The sequence below is a fragment of the Pontivivens insulae genome, from assembly GCF_900302495.1.
Lineage (GTDB): Bacteria > Pseudomonadota > Alphaproteobacteria > Rhodobacterales > Rhodobacteraceae > Pontivivens > Pontivivens insulae.
Genome location: NZ_OMKW01000001.1, coordinates 1,037,620 through 1,052,638, shown reverse-complemented (window position 1 = coordinate 1,052,638; position 15,019 = coordinate 1,037,620). Strand labels below are relative to the sequence as shown.

General features: G+C 57.2%; 16 protein-coding genes. 5 read left to right on the top strand and 11 right to left on the bottom strand.

The window, feature by feature from the left end; genetic code table 11:
• Nucleotides 1-32: 32 nt before the first annotated feature.
• Nucleotides 33-632, bottom strand: a complete 600-nt coding sequence (locus POI8812_RS04965) for a rhomboid family intramembrane serine protease (RefSeq protein WP_108781385.1) — start codon at nt 630-632, stop codon at nt 33-35.
• 164 nt (nt 633-796) lie between these two features.
• On the opposite strand from POI8812_RS04965, the gene POI8812_RS04960 reads away from it, so the two are divergent.
• From POI8812_RS04960 to POI8812_RS04950, 3 genes are read left to right on the top strand one after another with little or no spacing between them, the layout of a single operon-like run.
• A complete protein-coding gene (locus tag POI8812_RS04960; RefSeq protein ID WP_108781384.1) occupies nt 797-1,621 on the top strand; it encodes an ABC transporter substrate-binding protein in 825 nt (274 codons plus the stop codon).
• Entirely contained in the window at nt 1,622-2,482 is an 861-nt protein-coding gene (locus POI8812_RS04955) for an amino acid ABC transporter permease (protein ID WP_108781383.1), read from the top strand.
• On the top strand, nt 2,482-3,210 hold the full coding sequence (locus tag POI8812_RS04950) for an amino acid ABC transporter ATP-binding protein (RefSeq protein ID WP_108781528.1): 729 nt from the start codon (nt 2,482-2,484) through the stop codon (nt 3,208-3,210). The genes POI8812_RS04955 and POI8812_RS04950 overlap by 1 nt, the downstream gene beginning before the upstream one ends.
• A 9-nt stretch (nt 3,211-3,219) precedes the next feature.
• Here POI8812_RS04950 and POI8812_RS04945 read toward each other — a convergent pair whose 3' ends face one another.
• The 8 genes from POI8812_RS04945 to POI8812_RS04910 form a co-directional block, all read right to left on the bottom strand.
• Nucleotides 3,220-4,332, bottom strand: coding sequence for a Gfo/Idh/MocA family protein (locus POI8812_RS04945; RefSeq protein WP_108781382.1), 1,113 nt, complete (start codon nt 4,330-4,332; stop codon nt 3,220-3,222).
• A complete protein-coding gene (locus POI8812_RS04940; RefSeq protein ID WP_108781381.1) occupies nt 4,329-5,390 on the bottom strand; it encodes a sugar phosphate isomerase/epimerase family protein in 1,062 nt (353 codons plus the stop codon). The genes POI8812_RS04945 and POI8812_RS04940 overlap by 4 nt, the downstream gene beginning before the upstream one ends.
• Nucleotides 5,391-5,415: 25 nt before the next feature.
• Complete coding sequence (locus POI8812_RS04935) at nt 5,416-6,534, bottom strand: Gfo/Idh/MocA family protein (protein WP_108781380.1); 1,119 nt, start codon at nt 6,532-6,534, stop codon at nt 5,416-5,418.
• Entirely contained in the window at nt 6,527-7,291 is a 765-nt protein-coding gene (locus POI8812_RS04930; protein WP_108781379.1) for a sugar phosphate isomerase/epimerase family protein, read from the bottom strand. Before POI8812_RS04930 ends, POI8812_RS04935 begins: the two co-directional genes overlap by 8 nt.
• A 27-nt stretch (nt 7,292-7,318) precedes the next feature.
• The gene (locus POI8812_RS04925) at nt 7,319-8,407 is read right to left on the bottom strand and encodes an ABC transporter ATP-binding protein (protein ID WP_108781378.1); all 1,089 of its coding nucleotides are present in this window, start codon (nt 8,405-8,407) and stop codon (nt 7,319-7,321) included.
• A gap of 4 nt (nt 8,408-8,411) precedes the next feature.
• Nucleotides 8,412-9,308, bottom strand: a complete 897-nt coding sequence (locus POI8812_RS04920) for a carbohydrate ABC transporter permease (protein WP_108781377.1) — start codon at nt 9,306-9,308, stop codon at nt 8,412-8,414.
• Nucleotides 9,301-10,218, bottom strand: a complete 918-nt coding sequence (locus POI8812_RS04915) for a carbohydrate ABC transporter permease (RefSeq protein WP_108781376.1) — start codon at nt 10,216-10,218, stop codon at nt 9,301-9,303. Before POI8812_RS04915 ends, POI8812_RS04920 begins: the two co-directional genes overlap by 8 nt.
• Before the next feature lie 86 nt (nt 10,219-10,304).
• Nucleotides 10,305-11,537 carry an ABC transporter substrate-binding protein gene (locus tag POI8812_RS04910; RefSeq protein WP_108781375.1) on the bottom strand — a complete coding sequence of 411 codons (1,233 nt, stop codon included), beginning with the start codon at nt 11,535-11,537 and terminating at the stop codon, nt 10,305-10,307.
• 147 nt (nt 11,538-11,684) lie between these two features.
• Between POI8812_RS04910 and POI8812_RS04905 the strand changes: the two genes are divergently transcribed.
• On the top strand, nt 11,685-12,695 hold the full coding sequence (locus POI8812_RS04905) for a LacI family DNA-binding transcriptional regulator (RefSeq protein ID WP_108781374.1): 1,011 nt from the start codon (nt 11,685-11,687) through the stop codon (nt 12,693-12,695).
• 13 nt (nt 12,696-12,708) lie between these two features.
• Here POI8812_RS04905 and POI8812_RS04900 read toward each other — a convergent pair whose 3' ends face one another.
• Nucleotides 12,709-13,557 (bottom strand): TauD/TfdA dioxygenase family protein, encoded by an 849-nt coding sequence (locus POI8812_RS04900; RefSeq protein ID WP_108781373.1) that lies wholly within the window; start codon nt 13,555-13,557, stop codon nt 12,709-12,711.
• Nucleotides 13,558-13,678: 121 nt separating this feature from the next.
• On the opposite strand from POI8812_RS04900, the gene POI8812_RS04895 reads away from it, so the two are divergent.
• Nucleotides 13,679-14,575 carry a LysR family transcriptional regulator gene (locus POI8812_RS04895; RefSeq protein ID WP_108781372.1) on the top strand — a complete coding sequence of 299 codons (897 nt, stop codon included), beginning with the start codon at nt 13,679-13,681 and terminating at the stop codon, nt 14,573-14,575.
• Nucleotides 14,576-14,635: 60 nt separating this feature from the next.
• Here POI8812_RS04895 and POI8812_RS04890 read toward each other — a convergent pair whose 3' ends face one another.
• On the bottom strand, nt 14,636-15,016 hold the full coding sequence (locus POI8812_RS04890) for a carboxymuconolactone decarboxylase family protein (RefSeq protein WP_108781371.1): 381 nt from the start codon (nt 15,014-15,016) through the stop codon (nt 14,636-14,638).
• Nucleotides 15,017-15,019: the final 3 nt, after the last annotated feature.

Genomic DNA, 15,019 nt, shown 5'->3' with positions numbered 1-15,019 from the left:
CAGGGCTCAGGCACTACAAAGCGGCCGGCTGATCAGTCTCGCTCTACGTCACGTAAGCGTGGGGCGTGAACATGGACCCGGATGACTATCGCCGCGACGGCACCCGCAATCGCGCCAAACAGATGCGCTTCCCAGGAAATGCCAACCTGCCCGGGCAGTACACCCCATACAAAGGAGCCATATAGCAGGCCAATAATCAGCGCCGAGACAAGCGTAACCACCGACCGATCCACGAAACCGCGCACGATCAGAAAGCCAAACCAGCCAAATATAAGCCCCGATGCACCGACATGGATTGCAGAGCTTCCAAATAACCAGACAAGCGCGCCGCCCAGCCCGACGATCACAGCATTTACCTCCCGCAAGGCGCGGGTCGCGGTTACGGCCAGCAGCGTGCCCATGATAAGAATGGGAGGCGTGTTCGCGGTCAAATGGGCGAAGTTTCCGTGCAGCAAAGGCATCCCGACAACACCATCGAGCCCCGACACATGCCGCGGGATCAGACCGAACGCCAAGTTCAGGTAGTATCCTGATAACCAGTTCAGAACCTGAATTCCCCAAAGCACCGCCACGAAAAGACCCAGAAGGCCCAATCGCCTTAGCGCAGTGCGGGTATGTACGGTTCCGATCATCGGATGGAAGCTAACGAGATATGGCAGGCGTTCAAGATCGAACGAACGACGCCCATCGCTGAAGCATCTACGCGCGCCAATTCAGGTGAACTTTAGACCGGGACTCGACATTCAGCAGCGGACATATGAACCTCCTCAAAGTTCTCAACAGTGGAGATTGCCCCATGAAAACGATCGCGACTGCAAGCCTGGCCTTTGTTCTGACTTCCACTGCCGGATTGGCTGATGGTCACGCGAGCTGTGCAACTGGCAACACGCTGACCGATGGTGTTCTGACCATCGCTACGGGAAACCCGGCATATTATCCTTGGGTCATGAATGATGATCCTGAAAGTGGTGAAGGTTTTGAAGCCGCAGTCGCTTATGCAATCGCCGCAGAGATGGGGTTCGCAGCAGATGCCGTGACCTGGGTCCGCACCAGCTTTGATGAAGCGATCCAGCCCGGAGCGAAGAATTTTGACTTCAACATGCAGCAATACTCCATCACGCCCGAGCGGGACGAGATGGTGGATTTCAGCGCACCTTATTACACCTCTGCGATGGCTGTTCTCACGACACAAGCTGTGATCGATGCAGGCGCCGAGGCTTCGCTAGAGAGTTTGCGCAACCTCAAATGGGGCGCAGTCGCAACCACCACTGCCCTTCCGCTGCTGAGCGACGTGATCCAACCCGATAGCGATCCGCTGCTCTACAACGACAACGCGGATGTGAACGCCGCAATCATGGCAGGTCAGATCGACGCCGCGCTCTATGATCTACCAACAGCGCTCTACCTCTCAGCCGTGGTTGTAGAAGGCGGCGCGCTCTTGGGCCAGTTTCCCGCAGAGCAATCTGAGACGCCCGATCAATTCGGCCTTTTGATGGAGGATGGGAACCCGCTTAAGGAGTGCGTGGATGCCGCAATCGCGGCTCTGAATGAAAGTGGCGAACTGGCCGCAATCGAAGCGCAGTGGCTGGCCGATGCAACCGGCGTACCCGTCATCGAATAAATGAGCGAAACATCGCATAAGCCGAGCGCGGTTGCCCATGCAGCGACCGCGCCAACGCGCCGCGAACTCTACGAAGCGGGCGTACGGAAACGGTCCAACCGGGTTGCACTGCTCTCAACCCTTGCTGTCCTTGGCGCAATTGTAGTTCTCGTACCACTTGCACCCGGTTGGGAAAGCGTCCAGCGCGCCTTCTTCAACGGGCGTGTTTTTGCAGCGACATTTCCCGGGCTGCTTGAGGCATTTGTCCTGAACGTCGCGATCTTTGCGTGGTCGGCACCGCTCATCGCAATTGTCGGGCTCGCGATAGCGCTGTGTCGCGATACCCGCTCTCCTGCGCTCTTTCCCCTACGACTGTTCGGGATCGCATACACGGACGTGTTCCGCGGTCTCCCGGTCGTTCTCGTGATCTACATCATTGGTTTCGGCATTCCTGGCCTTGGGCTGCCGCGACCATGGAACAGCCCCTACATCTGGGGAACCCTGGCGTTGGTGCTGGTCTATTCAGCCTACGTGGCTGAGGTCTTAAGATCGGGCATCGACTCGATCCATCAATCTCAACGCAGTGCCGCTGCCTCTTTGGGGCTGAGTGAACGGGACACGATGCGATATGTCGTGCTGCCCCAAGCCATCCGAAATGTCGTGCCCGCCAATATGAACCTGTTCATTGCTCTGCAAAAAGACGTGGCGCTGTTGTCGTTCATCGGCCCGGTCGAGATTTTTCGTCAAGCGGGTGTCTACAAATCACTCTATGCCAACTTCACACCTTATGTCGGGGCTGCGCTGATTTTCCTTGCGCTCACGATCCCCGCGACACGCTATGCAGATTATCTGATGAATAAGCAAAACCGAGCCAGACGATGATGGCGAAGCTTTCCCTGCGCGGTGTGCGCAAACGATTTGGCGATGTCGATGTCTGCAACGGGATCGATCTCGATGTCGCCGATGGCGAAATGGTCTGCCTCATCGGTGCGTCTGGCTCTGGCAAGTCGACGCTGCTGCGCTGCATGAACCTGCTTGAGCCGATTGATGACGGCTCAATCTGGCTGGATGGCTCGGACATCTCGGAACCGGGTCTCGACGCCCAACCCGTACGTCAAAAGATCGGGATCGTGTTCCAAAGCTACAACCTGTTCCCGCATATGACAGCCGCAGAGAACGTCATGCTGGCACCGCGTCGTGTCCACGGCCACACCAGGGATGCACTCCGGCCGAAGATCACAGCGTTGTTTGAGCGGTTCGGGCTGGGCGACCGTATGGATCATTACCCCGATCAGCTCTCTGGTGGACAACAGCAACGCGTGGCAATCATCCGCGCGCTCGCCATGGCGCCAGAGATCATGTTGTTCGACGAAATCACGAGCGCCCTTGATCCGGAACTCGTTGGCGAGGTGCTTGATGTCCTTCGCGACCTACGCCAGCAAGGCATGACCATGGTACTCGCGACCCATGAAATGGGGTTCGCTCGCGAGCTAGCTGACAAAGTGTGTTTTCTGGACGCTGGCCGCATTCTGGAACAGGGGCCACCAGCGAAGCTATTCACGGCCCCCCGAGAAGCACGCACGAAGGCATTTCTGTCGCGCGTGCTCTAGTCATGCCATTTAGAGCTCTCGCCACGCTCCACCAGCAGCGCTCGACGCCTGACAGGTGGAGATGAAGCGCACCCCTGCCATGCCTTGATCGAGACCGATGAGCGTTGAAGGTGGATGTCCCTCAATCGCATCTGCCGCCTCGCGATAAAGCGTAGCAAAGGCATCCAGATAGCCCTCGGGATGACCCGCGGGAATTCGGGTCACCGCCTCCGCCGCCATGCCCGCGCCCGCTCCGCCGCGTGTGATGATCTGCGAAGGTTGCCCGAACGGAGTGTAGGTCAGGCTGTTGGGCGCCTCTTGTGACCACGACAATCCTGCCAACTCACCATAAAGGCGCAAAGTCAGCGCATTCTCATTTCCCGTGGCCACCTGACTGGCCCAAAGGTGGCCCTGCGCGCCACTGGCATAACGCATTTGAACCCGCGCATCGTCGTCAACCTGCCGGCCGGGCACGAATGTTGACAGGGTCGCACACAGCGCTGTCGGCAGCTCTCCAGTTACGAAACAGGCCAAATTATAAGCATGTGTCCCGATGTCGCCTATCGCGCCGCCGCCAGCCTGTATCGGGTCCGTTCGCCATGCCGCCTGCTTATTGTCTGGATCCGGCGTGTCGCTCAACCAATCCTGGAGGTACTCCGCCTGAATAATCCGAAGGCGTCCAAGCAGCCCATCTTCGACCATCTGCCGTGCCTGACGGACCATCGGATAGCCGGTGTAATTGTGGGTCAGAAAGAACTTCGCATCTGCGCCCTCCGCCACTTTGGCAAGCGCTTCCGCTTGGGCCAAGGTCGCCGTCAGCGGTTTGTCGCAAATTACATGAATCCCCGCAGTCAGAAAGGCGGTCGCAATTTCGCCATGCAGATGATTTGGTGTCACGATCGAAACAGCTTCGATCCCATCGGCGCGCGCGGCTTCAGCCGCCGCCATCTCGTGGAAATTGCTGTATGACCGATCAGCAGAAATGCCGATAGCCAGCGCAGAGCGCGCCGCGCGGTCTGCATCCGAGGACAGCGCGCCGGCCACAAGACTGAACCGCCCATCCAAACGCGACGCCATGCGATGGACGCCACCGATGAAGGCACCTTCGCCGCCACCAACCATGCCCAGCCGGATCGGTCTCATGATGAGATACCCAGCATGCGATGCAACTGCGCCGTATCCGTTTGGGCACCGGCAAAATCGTCAAACGCCTTGTCGGTCATGCGGATAATATGATCCGCAATGAAAGGCGCGCCCTCTGCCGCGCCCTGCTCAGGATGTTTCAAGCAACACTCCCATTCCAGAACCGCCCAGCCATCGAACCCATGGGTCGCGAGGCGCGAGAATATGCCGCGGAAATCGACCTGACCGTCGCCCAGCGACCGGAACCGCCCAGCGCGCTGGGTCCAGTTCGCATACCCGGAATACACCCCTTGCCGTCCGTCTGGATTGAACTCTGCATCCTTCACGTGAAAGGCGCTGATCCGTTCATGATAAATATCGATGAAGGCGAGGTAGTCGAGCTGCTGCAACAGAAAATGCGATGGATCATAGTTGATGCGGCACCTTGGGTGGCCGTCCAGTGCCTGCAGGAAGAGTTCGAACGTCGCACCGTCAAATACGTCTTCACCTGGATGGATCTCGTAGCCTACATCCACGCCGTTTTCATCGTAGACATCAAGTATCGGCCGCCAACGGCGCGCAAGTTCTGCAAACGTCTCTTCAACCAGACCGGCGGGACGCTGTGGCCAGGGGTAGAGGAACGGAAAGGCAAGTGAGCCGGTAAAACTCACCGAACCGTCGAGGCCCAGATTGCGCGACGCCCTGGCCGCCATCTTCACCTGGTCCACAGCCCAGGCTTGTCGCATCGCTGGGTTGCCGCGAACCTCTTCGGGCGCGAAGGCATCGAAAGCTTCATCATAAACCGGATTCACCGCGACCAACTGGCCCTGCAGGTGTGTCGACAACTCGGTAATCTCGACACCATGTTCAGCACACAAACCGGCAAGTTCGTCGCAATAGTCCTTACTTTCCGCGGCAAGTGAGAGGTCCATCAGGCGAGTATCCCAAGTTGGGATCTGTACACCCTTGTAGCCCAGATCCGCTGCCCATTTCACGATAGATGGCAGGGAGTTAAACGGCGCTTTGTCATCAAGAAATTGGGCAAGAAATAGGGCTGGGCCCTTAATGGAATTCGGCATTCGAGCCTCCGCAAGTCTTATGTCTTCAAGCCATCAGGGCCTGTGCTGCGTCCGGGGTCAGCGCGTCCGGCCGGTCACAGCTTGTGCTGATCTGTTCCACCTGACCCGTCTCACCCGCACGCAAGATTGAGGTCATCACGTCAACCACATGCAGCGAAAACTCCAGCGAGCATCTATGCGGGCGGCCCTGCGCAATGGCCTGGACCATGTCCGCCAATCCGGCGCCGCGGTAATTTGCATGATCACCATCATTCGCAACGCCAAATGGATGTGACCATGCCGGGGTAGCCACGGCATCCGCCTTAGCTGTGATCCGAAGATCCCCGCCGAAGAAATTGGGGTCAGGCACATACATCGTACCGTCCGTACCATAGAGCTCCATATTATTGTGCTCATTACTCCAAACATCCCAGCTTCCGATCAAGGTGATGATTGCGCCGCTGTGAAAGCGCAGCACCGCGTGGATTGTCGTCGGCGTCTCGACTGGAACCGTCTCCCCCTGCCGGGGGCCATTTCCAATCGTCCTTGTGTCACTGGCGGCCCCCGTAAATGCGGTGACGGACGCAACAGGCCCCAACAGCTGAACAAGATTGCAGATGTAGTAGGGGCCAATATCAAGGACTGGTCCTGCGCCCGGTTGGAAAAAGAAGTCCGGATTTGGATGCCAGCTTTCCATTCCGGGGCTCATGACCATTGCGGTTCCAGAGGTGATCCGACCCATCTGGCCACTGTCGACCAAATGACGTGCAAGTTGGTGGGATGCGCCCAAGAACGTGTCTGGGGCGGAACCCACTCGCAAACCATTTGCTGCAGCAAGTTTGGCGAGCTCCTCACCCTCGTCGACGCTCAGAACAAACGGTTTCTCCGAGTATACGTGCTTGCCAGCTTCAAGCGCGGCTTTCGAGACCGCCGCGTGCGCGGCAGGGATCGTCAGGTTAACAATCAGATCAATGTCCGCAGCGCCGAGCAGATCGTCGACCGTCTCCGCCCGAACATCGAAGGCTTCAGCCTGCGCCTTCGCCGCTTCGATATTGAGATCCGCCACCGCACGCACTTCGTAGCCCGCAAACAGGCTGGCCAGGCGCAAATATGCAGTGGAGATGTTCCCGCATCCGATGATGCCAACACCGATAAGCTCAGACATTCGTGTTCTCCCAAACCTTGGCAAAGGCGGCGGCCGATGTCGTCGCATATCGCATCGGATCGCTTGGATTGTCGTGCTCAAGGACATATTCGATTTCCTGCGGCAGCCTGCGACACGCAGCGATCAGCGCAGTCCAATCCACAGTTCCCTGCCCCAGGTCAGCCCAACCATCCTCGTCCAAATTCTCGCCGTTCGGCGCAATGTCCTTCACGTGAATGGCCGCCAGCTGCGCGCTGTATTTGTTGATGTAGGTGAGTGGATCACCGCCCCCGACGATGACCCACGCGAGATCCCCCTCCCAGGAAAGCTCTGGTGCCGCTTCAAACATAACGTCCAGCGGGATCGAGCCATCGTCCAACGCACGAAGCTCGAAATCATGATTGTGCCAACCGAAAGTAATACCCGCGTCCCGAAATGGGGCACCGGTCGCAAAGACTTCCTTGGCAAATGCGGCATAGCCCGCCGCGTCGGTCGGTCGCTGTGCCGCGTCGAGGTAGGGCACGAAAACCTGCTTCGCACCGAGGGTCTGCGCCACTGCAACAGCTGCTGAGGGGTCTGACTGAATGTAGTCGAGGCCCATATGGCATCCTGGCATTTCCAACCCCGAGTCGTTTACTGCACGAACGAACGCGTCGGGTGCTTCAAAGACGGCACCATAGGCTTCGACTTTCGTGATCCCCAGCGCGGGTAGCTTTGGCAACAGAGTGGCGAAATCCTCGCCATTGCGCATGGAATAGAGTTGCAATGATGCAGTCATGCTATTTGTCCTGGAATTGGCCGGTGCTCATAGCCGGTCTTCAGATTGATGATCGAAAATGGAAGCGCGGGCGGATTGAAGTCCGATGCGCAATGTGTCGCCCGGCTCCAGATCGCTTTGCCCATCTGTTCGCACCCGGATTGGCTTGCCGCCAAAGTTCACCCAAACCAACGTGTCTGAGCCCATCGGCTCAACAATATCAACGATAGTATCTGCCGACAGGTCGGCGGCTGCCGCCGCTTCACCTGTCACGATGTGTTCCGGGCGCAGACCGAGCCACGCCTTCCGGCGACCGATCTGAGGGGTTTCAAACTCATAGGATGTCAGCGGAAGTGTGAAATCCGGACCTTCGAAGACGCAGCTACCTGCCTCTGCGCTCAGATCGCCTTCAAAGAAGTTCATCGAAGGTGAACCGATGAAATCAGCAACGTATTTGTTGCGTGGCTTTCCGTAGATCACGGAAGGCGTGTCGAGCTGCTGGATCTTTCCGTCACGCATGATCGCGATACGATCGGCAAGTGTCATGGCCTCCACCTGATCATGCGTGACGTAAATCATGGTGTTTTTCAGCTGTTTGTGCAGGGCTTTCAGCTCAACGCGCAGATCGGTTCGCAGCTTTGCATCAAGGTTCGAGAGCGGTTCGTCGAACAGAAAGACATCCGCTTCCCTAACAAGCGCCCGGCCGATGGCAACGCGCTGACGTTGACCGCCAGACAGAGCGCCGGGCTTCCGCTTTAGAAGTGGTTCGATTTGCAGAATCTCTGCCGCACGGGCGACGCGTTGGGCGATTTGGTCCTTTGGCATCCGCTGATTTTTCAGACCAAAGCTGAGATTTCCCTCGACCGTCATCTGCGGATAGAGCGCGTAGGATTGGAAGACCATGCCAATGCCACGATCCGAGGGTTCTTCCCACGTCACATTGCGGCCAGAGATGTGAATCTGACCGCCAGATACGTCGATCAACCCGGCTATACAGTTCAGCAGCGTTGACTTACCACAGCCCGATGACCCGAGCAGGACCAGAAACTCCCCTTCTGCAATTTCCAGATTCAGGTTTTTGAGAACATCGACCGCGCCAAAGCTGAGGTCGAGATTTCGTATGGAGACAGAGGACATCGGATTACCCTTTGACCGCGCCGGCAGCGATGCCGCGCACGAACAGCTTACCGGAGATGAAATAGATGATGAGCGGAACCAGACCGGTGAGCAGTGTCGCGGCCATGTTGACGTTGTATTCCTTCACACCCTGTACCGAATTGACGATGTTGTTGAGCTGCACGGTCATCGGATAGGTCTCAGGCTTGGTGTAAATCACTCCGAAAAGGAAATCGTTCCAGATGCCCGTCACCTGCAGAATGATCGCAACGACGAATATGGGCAGCGCCATTGGCAGCATGATCCGGAAATAGATCCCCCAAAAGCCCGCTCCGTCCACACGCGCGGCCTTGAAAAGTTCCTCAGGGATCGATGTGAAGTAGTTGCGGAACAGAAGGGTCAGAATTGGCATACCAAAGACGGTGTGAACCAAAACCAAACCGGCCAGATCGCCCATCAAACCGATCTCTCTGAGCAATATCACGATGGGGTAGAGCATCGTCTGATACGGGATGAAGGCCCCGATGATCAGGATGGTAAAAAACGTCTCTGACCCTTTGAATTTCCAGTGCGCCAAGGCGTAGCCGTTCACGCTGGCAATCGCGATGGAGAGCACGACAGAGGGGATCAGAATGTTTACGGAATTCCAAAACCCGCGGCTAAGGCCATCGCAATTGATACCTGTGCAAGCCTCTGCCCAGGCCCGCACCCAAGGTTCGAATGTGATCTCAATCGGGGGGGCGAACACATTGCCCAGGCGGATTTCCGGCATGCCCTTCAGCGAGGTTACGATCATCACATAAAGCGGGAGTAGGTAGTACATCGAAACGACGATGAGCGTGCCGTAGAGAATGATGTTCCCGCGAGAGAAACGCTTGCTCGGTTTAGAGCCGGACGGCTCGATAACGGATTGATCAGTCACGTTTCTTGCCTCCGAATTCGAGGTAAGCCCAAGGAACCAGTATGATGATGACGGACACCAGCATCATCGTGGATGCCGCAAACCCCTGCCCAAGATTCTGCGCGCGGAACATGTAGTTGATCACGTATTTTGCCGGAACCTCTGACGCGATGCCCGGCCCGCCATTGGTTTGCGCGACAACCAGATCGTAGAGTTTGATGATGCCCGAAGCGATCAGTACGAGGGCCGTGATGAAGACAGGGCGCATCATCGGAATGATAATGCGGACGTAAGTTTTTACGGTGCCGATCCCATCCACTTTGGCTGCCTTCCAGATGTCCTCATCAATTCCGCGAAGACCCGCCAGCATGATGCACATGATCAGGCCTGTTCCCTGCCACAGTCCTGCGATGAGCAGGCCGAACATTACGATGTCGGGATTGTTGAGCGGGTCGAAAGTGAAGCCCTCCCACCCCATGCGGCGCACGACTTCCTGCAAGCCGAAATCCGGGTTGAGGATCCATTGCCACGCAAGACCCGTCACCACGAAGGACAATGCGAAGGGATAGAGGAAGATAGAACGGAACACCGCCTCGCCCCGAATTTTCCGGTCGAGCATTGCTGCGAGGGTGAAGCCGATCAGCAGCGTCAGGATCAGACTGCATATGCCGTATATCGCAAGGTTCTCAATTGAGATCAGCCAACGGCGCGTCGACCACAACCGTTCGTATTGATCAAGGCCCACAAAGTTGAGGCGGGGCAACAGCCGCGAGTCTGTGAATGAGTAGACGACGGTCCACGCTGTCCCCCCGACAAAGACCACGAGGGCCGTTAATATCATCGGGATCGATGCGATTTTTGCCATTGGATTGCGAAACAGCCTGATTGGTCTGCGCGCAGCTCTGGCGTCATCTTGCGATGTGGTGGTCATGTGATGCTCCCCGCCGGGCGTGTCTCCGCCCGTTTCGGTATGTCCCGGCAGCCATCACTGCCGGGACACGTACCTTGCCCAAACGCTTAGTCAGCGCTTGCGATGATATCGACATAGCGCGCTTGCGCTTCTGCCGCGGGCAGATCCGAGGACCAGAACTCAGCCATCAGATCTTCGATCTGCGTCTGCGTATCGGCGCTCAGGTTCATATCACCCGACGGTAGAACATTGCCTGCTGCAAGGATCTCAAGACCCTTCTGCATGCAGTCATTCGCAGTGCTCAGGTCAATATCGCCACGGACCGGGAGAGATCCTTTGGCAAGGTTAAACGAAACCTGGACTTCCGGAGAGACGAGAAGCTCGGCCAGCTCCAGCTGTGCTGCCTGTACTTCCGCATCCTCAACAACTGGGAAATAGAAGGCATCGCCCCCTGTATCGATGATCTCGTTCAGGCCAAGGCCGGGCAGGCAAGTATAGTCTTCGCCCGCAACCTGTCCGGCAATCTGGAACTCACCCTGCGCCCAGTCGCCCATGATCTGGGCACCAGCCTGTCCGGTGATGACCATGTTGGTGGCAAGGTTCCAATCCTGAACGTTGCTGTCTCGCGCCAATTCGCGTGCATCCGCGACGGCTTCGAAAACTGCGGTATACTCAGGACCAGCCGCGACCTCGGCATTGCGGTTCACTGAGACCTCGCGCCAAGCATCAATGCCTGCCACGGCGATTGTGATCGTGCCGAATGCAAGGTTTTGCTGCCAACCCTGCTGACCCATTGCCAACGGCACAATGCCGTTTTCCATCAGTGTGGGTGCTGCGGCCACAAATTCATTCCAATCCGACGGAACCTCAAGACCTGCGGCGTCGAACGCACCATGGGACAGCCAGATCCATTGGGCGGAGTGGATGTTCACCGGCGCGCAATAGATGCGGCCTTCATAGGTGCAAGCGTCCAGAAGCGATGGCGGATTGATGACCTCACGCCAGTTCTGCGCTTCGGCAACGTCGGTCAGATCGGTCAACAAACCCGCTTCGATAAGTTCTTCTGCCTGACGGCCATGGTTCAGCTGGGTTGCCCCCATCGGGTCACCGCCGATGATACGGCTGATGATGATCGGGCGTGCAGTTCCGCCGGATCCGGCGATAGCGCCGTCGACCCATGTGTGCTCCGTCTGCCCATTGAACGCGTCAGCGAACTCAGCAACTGCCGCAGCTTCGCCACCAGACGTCCACCAATGCGTGACTTCCAACTCCGCAGCCTGCGTGGACGCGGCTGCAACCAAGGCTGTCCCTGTGAGTAGGGACTTCCAGACAGTGTTCATAAATTCCTCCCGGAAACGGTGTTCCAATTTTTGTTCCTCGCTGCACCTTATGTTTGTGCAATCGATTACATGATCATTCTGATGCCGATGTGGCTTGTCAATAAAATTTGCAATCGATTACACTAACGTTGATCGACGGAGGCACTGATGTCAGAAAAAGTTGCGACGGCTCAGGATGTTGCGAGGGCTGCTGGCGTCTCCACAGCGACTGTCTCGCGCGCGCTTTCCCACCCGATGAAGGTCTCCGAGGCGACGCGAGCGCGCGTTGCACATGCCGTTCAACAGACCGGATATCGGGTCAATCGAACCGCCCGAAACCTGCGCACCAGACGTGCTGATTCGGTCCTTGTCCTGCTGCCTGATCTGGCCAATCCGTTCTTCTCCGGCATCCTGGAGGGGATCGCCCAGCACCTATCCACGCGCGGGATTTCCATGCTTGTCGCCGGTACGCGCCAGATGAAAAACAATGGGGAGCGTCTGATTGATTACTTCGATGACGGTCGCGTCGATGGTCTGATCAATCTTGATGGGGCCCTTGGTGAGGAAACTCTCAAGACCCTTTCCAACTCTCCGCATGGCGAGCGGATCATCTATGCCTGTGAATGGACCGAGGATCAGGCATTCCCCTGCGTGCGCACCGAAAATTTCGAAGGGGCGGCAATGGCGGTTCGTCATTTCCATGAACTCGGCCACCGGGCGATCGGGCACGTCATGGGACCGGCTGATAACGTGCTGACCCACGCGCGACGCGACGGTGTGATCGCTGAACTGAGCCGCCTGGGGCTGACTGCGCCAGACTACTGGATCATACCCGGTGACTTCTCGCTCGAAGCAGGCGTTGCGGCCGCACGGGCATGGCTGGGCATGGAAGAGCGACCAACAGCACTGTTCTGCGCATCGGATATCATCGCTTTCGGCCTAATCTCGGAACTGACGAAGCGCGGCTTCTCCGTTCCCAAGGATGTTGCGGTGATCGGGTTCGATGATATCGAGCTTGCGGCACATTTTATCCCGCCACTCACAACAATCCGACAAGATCGCTACGAGATCGGCATCGCCGCAGCGCGCCTTCTGACCGACCGGCTATCACCGAGCGTCGAAGATCAACCAAAGCTCGTGACCTTACCCGTGTCGTTGGTGTCCCGCGAAAGCTGCTAGGCGCGCTTGCTCGCTAGACGGGCCGCTCTCCTTTGACAGTCACGCGGCGGCCTTTCCGCTCTTCGGGCCAATAGTCCCAGATCGCCCGGTGCATACAGCAGCGATTGTCCCAGAACGCCATGTCATTGAGGCTCCAGCGGAAGCGGATTTGATAGTTGATGTGCTCCGCATGCTCAAACAGCATATTGAGAATTGCATCGCTCTCACTGTCGGAAAGACCGAGGATCTTGGTGGTGAATGTCCGATTGACGAATAGGGACTTCCGGCCCGTCTCGGCATGCGTGCGCACAATCGGATGGACCGCCTGCGGACACTCGATATCCGCATCATTGCGTCCCCGGTCGGAGTAGCGCCCCTTGTAAATGTGCTCTGAGCTATGGAGCGCGGAAAGCCCGCCCAGCATGGTTTTGATTGGATCGGAAAGATCCTCATAGGCGGCATACATATCGCTGAACATGGTGTCCCCGCCGCAACTGGGCAGGATGTGAATTTGAAGCATTGTTCCAAGCGGTGGGGTCTCATCACACGAAACGTCCGAGTGCCAAAACTCGCCATTAGCAACCTTCGAGTCCTTTGTCGCATGGATCTCGAAGATCTCAGGATAGCCTGCCATGGTTGGCGCGGCCGGATGGGCGTGCAGAGGTCCGAACCGTTTTCCAAACGCGATGTGCTGCTCTGGTGGGATCTCCTTTTGCGCCTTGAAGAACAGTACCTGATACTTGTGAAACGCGTCGCGGATCTCAGCAAATTGTGCGTCGGGCACCGGCTCGCTGAGATCAACGCCATAGATTTCTGCCCCCAAATTGGGCGCGAAAGGCTTTGCCTCAATCAATTTGTAGTCGTTGGTGAGCGGAGCAACCATAGCGGCCTCTTAGAATTGCAACTGCAGGCGGGTGAGGTCGTGGGTAAAGGCAAAATGGATTTGATAAAAACGAAAAAATATGAACCTTTGATTTAGGCAATTTTAACAAAGGTCATCCCATTTGAGCATTCGTGCATTACGCACTCTGGTCTTTATCCACCGTCATGGAAGTTTTCGTGCGGCTGCTGACGCTGCCCATCTCACGCCCGCTGCAGTCAGTCAGCAAATGCGTCTGCTCGAAGAAACATGGGGTCTGGACCTGTTCGACCGATCTTCCCGGACACCGCGCCTTACTCAGACCGGGCTGGCGCTCGTCGGCGAGGCACAATCTGTTCTATCGGCCTATGACAGCCTGCCGGACAAGGTCGGCGCAAAGCTGCAGCTATCAGGCGAATTGATCCTAGGCGCAGTACCGACAACGCTGACCGGGCTCGTCCCCCTTGCGTTGTCGGAGCTGAAAATCAGGCAACCGGATATCAAAGTACGGGTTGTGCCCGGCCTCACCAACCGCTTGCTGTTGCAACTGGATCGTGACCAAATCCACGCCGCTATCATTTCCCGCCCTGAGATCATCCCTCCGACACTGCAGTTTGCGAAAGTGGCGAGCGAGACTTTGGTTCTGATTGCCTCGGAAAAAGCGCCCAACGAAAACCCAACGGTCCTTCTGCGAACCCAACCCTTTATCAGGTTCAATCGCGATGCCGTCGTCGGGCGTCAGGTGGAGGCCTGGCTTCAGCGCGAGGACATTGCCGTCAATGACGTAATGGAGCTGGAAGGGTTGGAGGCTATTTCCAGCATGGTCGCCGCGGGGCTGGGCATCTCTATTGTCCCACAGCGTTGCATCCGCGAAGCCTCGCTCCATCGGCTCAAAACAATCCCGTTAGGTCAGACCAGCCCAGTGCGTCATCTTGGCTTGGCAAGCCGCAAGGACACTCCGAAAGGCAAGATGATCACCGCAGCCGAGCAATCGTTCCACGAGGCGGTTTTGATTGGGGAGTTCAAGACCGCCCGGGATTAGTGTTGTCCTCATCATGGACAAATGCTCCACGCGAAGCGCGCTAAATAACGATCCGGTCGGTCAACTCTCCTCAAGCACCTTTTTGGCGACGCGAAAACACTCCAAAGCTTGCGGCACACCACAGTAAATACCAATCACGTGGATGATCGCGCGGATCTCCTCTTTCGAGACGCCGTTGCTGACCGCACCACGGCAGTGAATTTCCCACTCATGCATTTTGCCCAACGCACCGATCATCGAGAGGTTCATCATTGACCGGGTCTTGGCATCGATCACATCATCGCCCCAACCAAAGCCCCAGCACCAAGCTGTCATCGCCTCCTGAAACGGTCGGGTGAAATCATCCGCTGCGGCTAGGTTCTTCTCAACATATTCAGCGCCCAGCGTCGCCTTGCGTTGTTCAAGACCCCTCAGGAACAGATCCTCATCAAAAGCGCTCATGAC

Coding starts and splice junctions, on each gene's coding strand:
- POI8812_RS04915 (WP_108781376.1), bottom strand. CDS start 10,218: ATGACCACCACATCGCAAGATGACGCCAGAGCTGCGCGCAGACCAATC.
- POI8812_RS04905 (WP_108781374.1), top strand. CDS start 11,685: ATGTCAGAAAAAGTTGCGACGGCTCAGGATGTTGCGAGGGCTGCTGGC.
- POI8812_RS04950 (WP_108781528.1), top strand. CDS start 2,482: ATGGCGAAGCTTTCCCTGCGCGGTGTGCGCAAACGATTTGGCGATGTC.
- POI8812_RS04935 (WP_108781380.1), bottom strand. CDS start 6,534: ATGTCTGAGCTTATCGGTGTTGGCATCATCGGATGCGGGAACATCTCC.
- POI8812_RS04890 (WP_108781371.1), bottom strand. CDS start 15,016: ATGAGCGCTTTTGATGAGGATCTGTTCCTGAGGGGTCTTGAACAACGC.
- POI8812_RS04945 (WP_108781382.1), bottom strand. CDS start 4,332: ATGAGACCGATCCGGCTGGGCATGGTTGGTGGCGGCGAAGGTGCCTTC.
- POI8812_RS04925 (WP_108781378.1), bottom strand. CDS start 8,407: ATGTCCTCTGTCTCCATACGAAATCTCGACCTCAGCTTTGGCGCGGTC.
- POI8812_RS04930 (WP_108781379.1), bottom strand. CDS start 7,291: ATGACTGCATCATTGCAACTCTATTCCATGCGCAATGGCGAGGATTTC.
- POI8812_RS04940 (WP_108781381.1), bottom strand. CDS start 5,390: ATGCCGAATTCCATTAAGGGCCCAGCCCTATTTCTTGCCCAATTTCTT.
- POI8812_RS04900 (WP_108781373.1), bottom strand. CDS start 13,557: ATGGTTGCTCCGCTCACCAACGACTACAAATTGATTGAGGCAAAGCCT.
- POI8812_RS04955 (WP_108781383.1), top strand. CDS start 1,622: ATGAGCGAAACATCGCATAAGCCGAGCGCGGTTGCCCATGCAGCGACC.
- POI8812_RS04965 (WP_108781385.1), bottom strand. CDS start 632: ATGATCGGAACCGTACATACCCGCACTGCGCTAAGGCGATTGGGCCTT.
- POI8812_RS04910 (WP_108781375.1), bottom strand. CDS start 11,537: ATGAACACTGTCTGGAAGTCCCTACTCACAGGGACAGCCTTGGTTGCA.
- POI8812_RS04960 (WP_108781384.1), top strand. CDS start 797: ATGAAAACGATCGCGACTGCAAGCCTGGCCTTTGTTCTGACTTCCACT.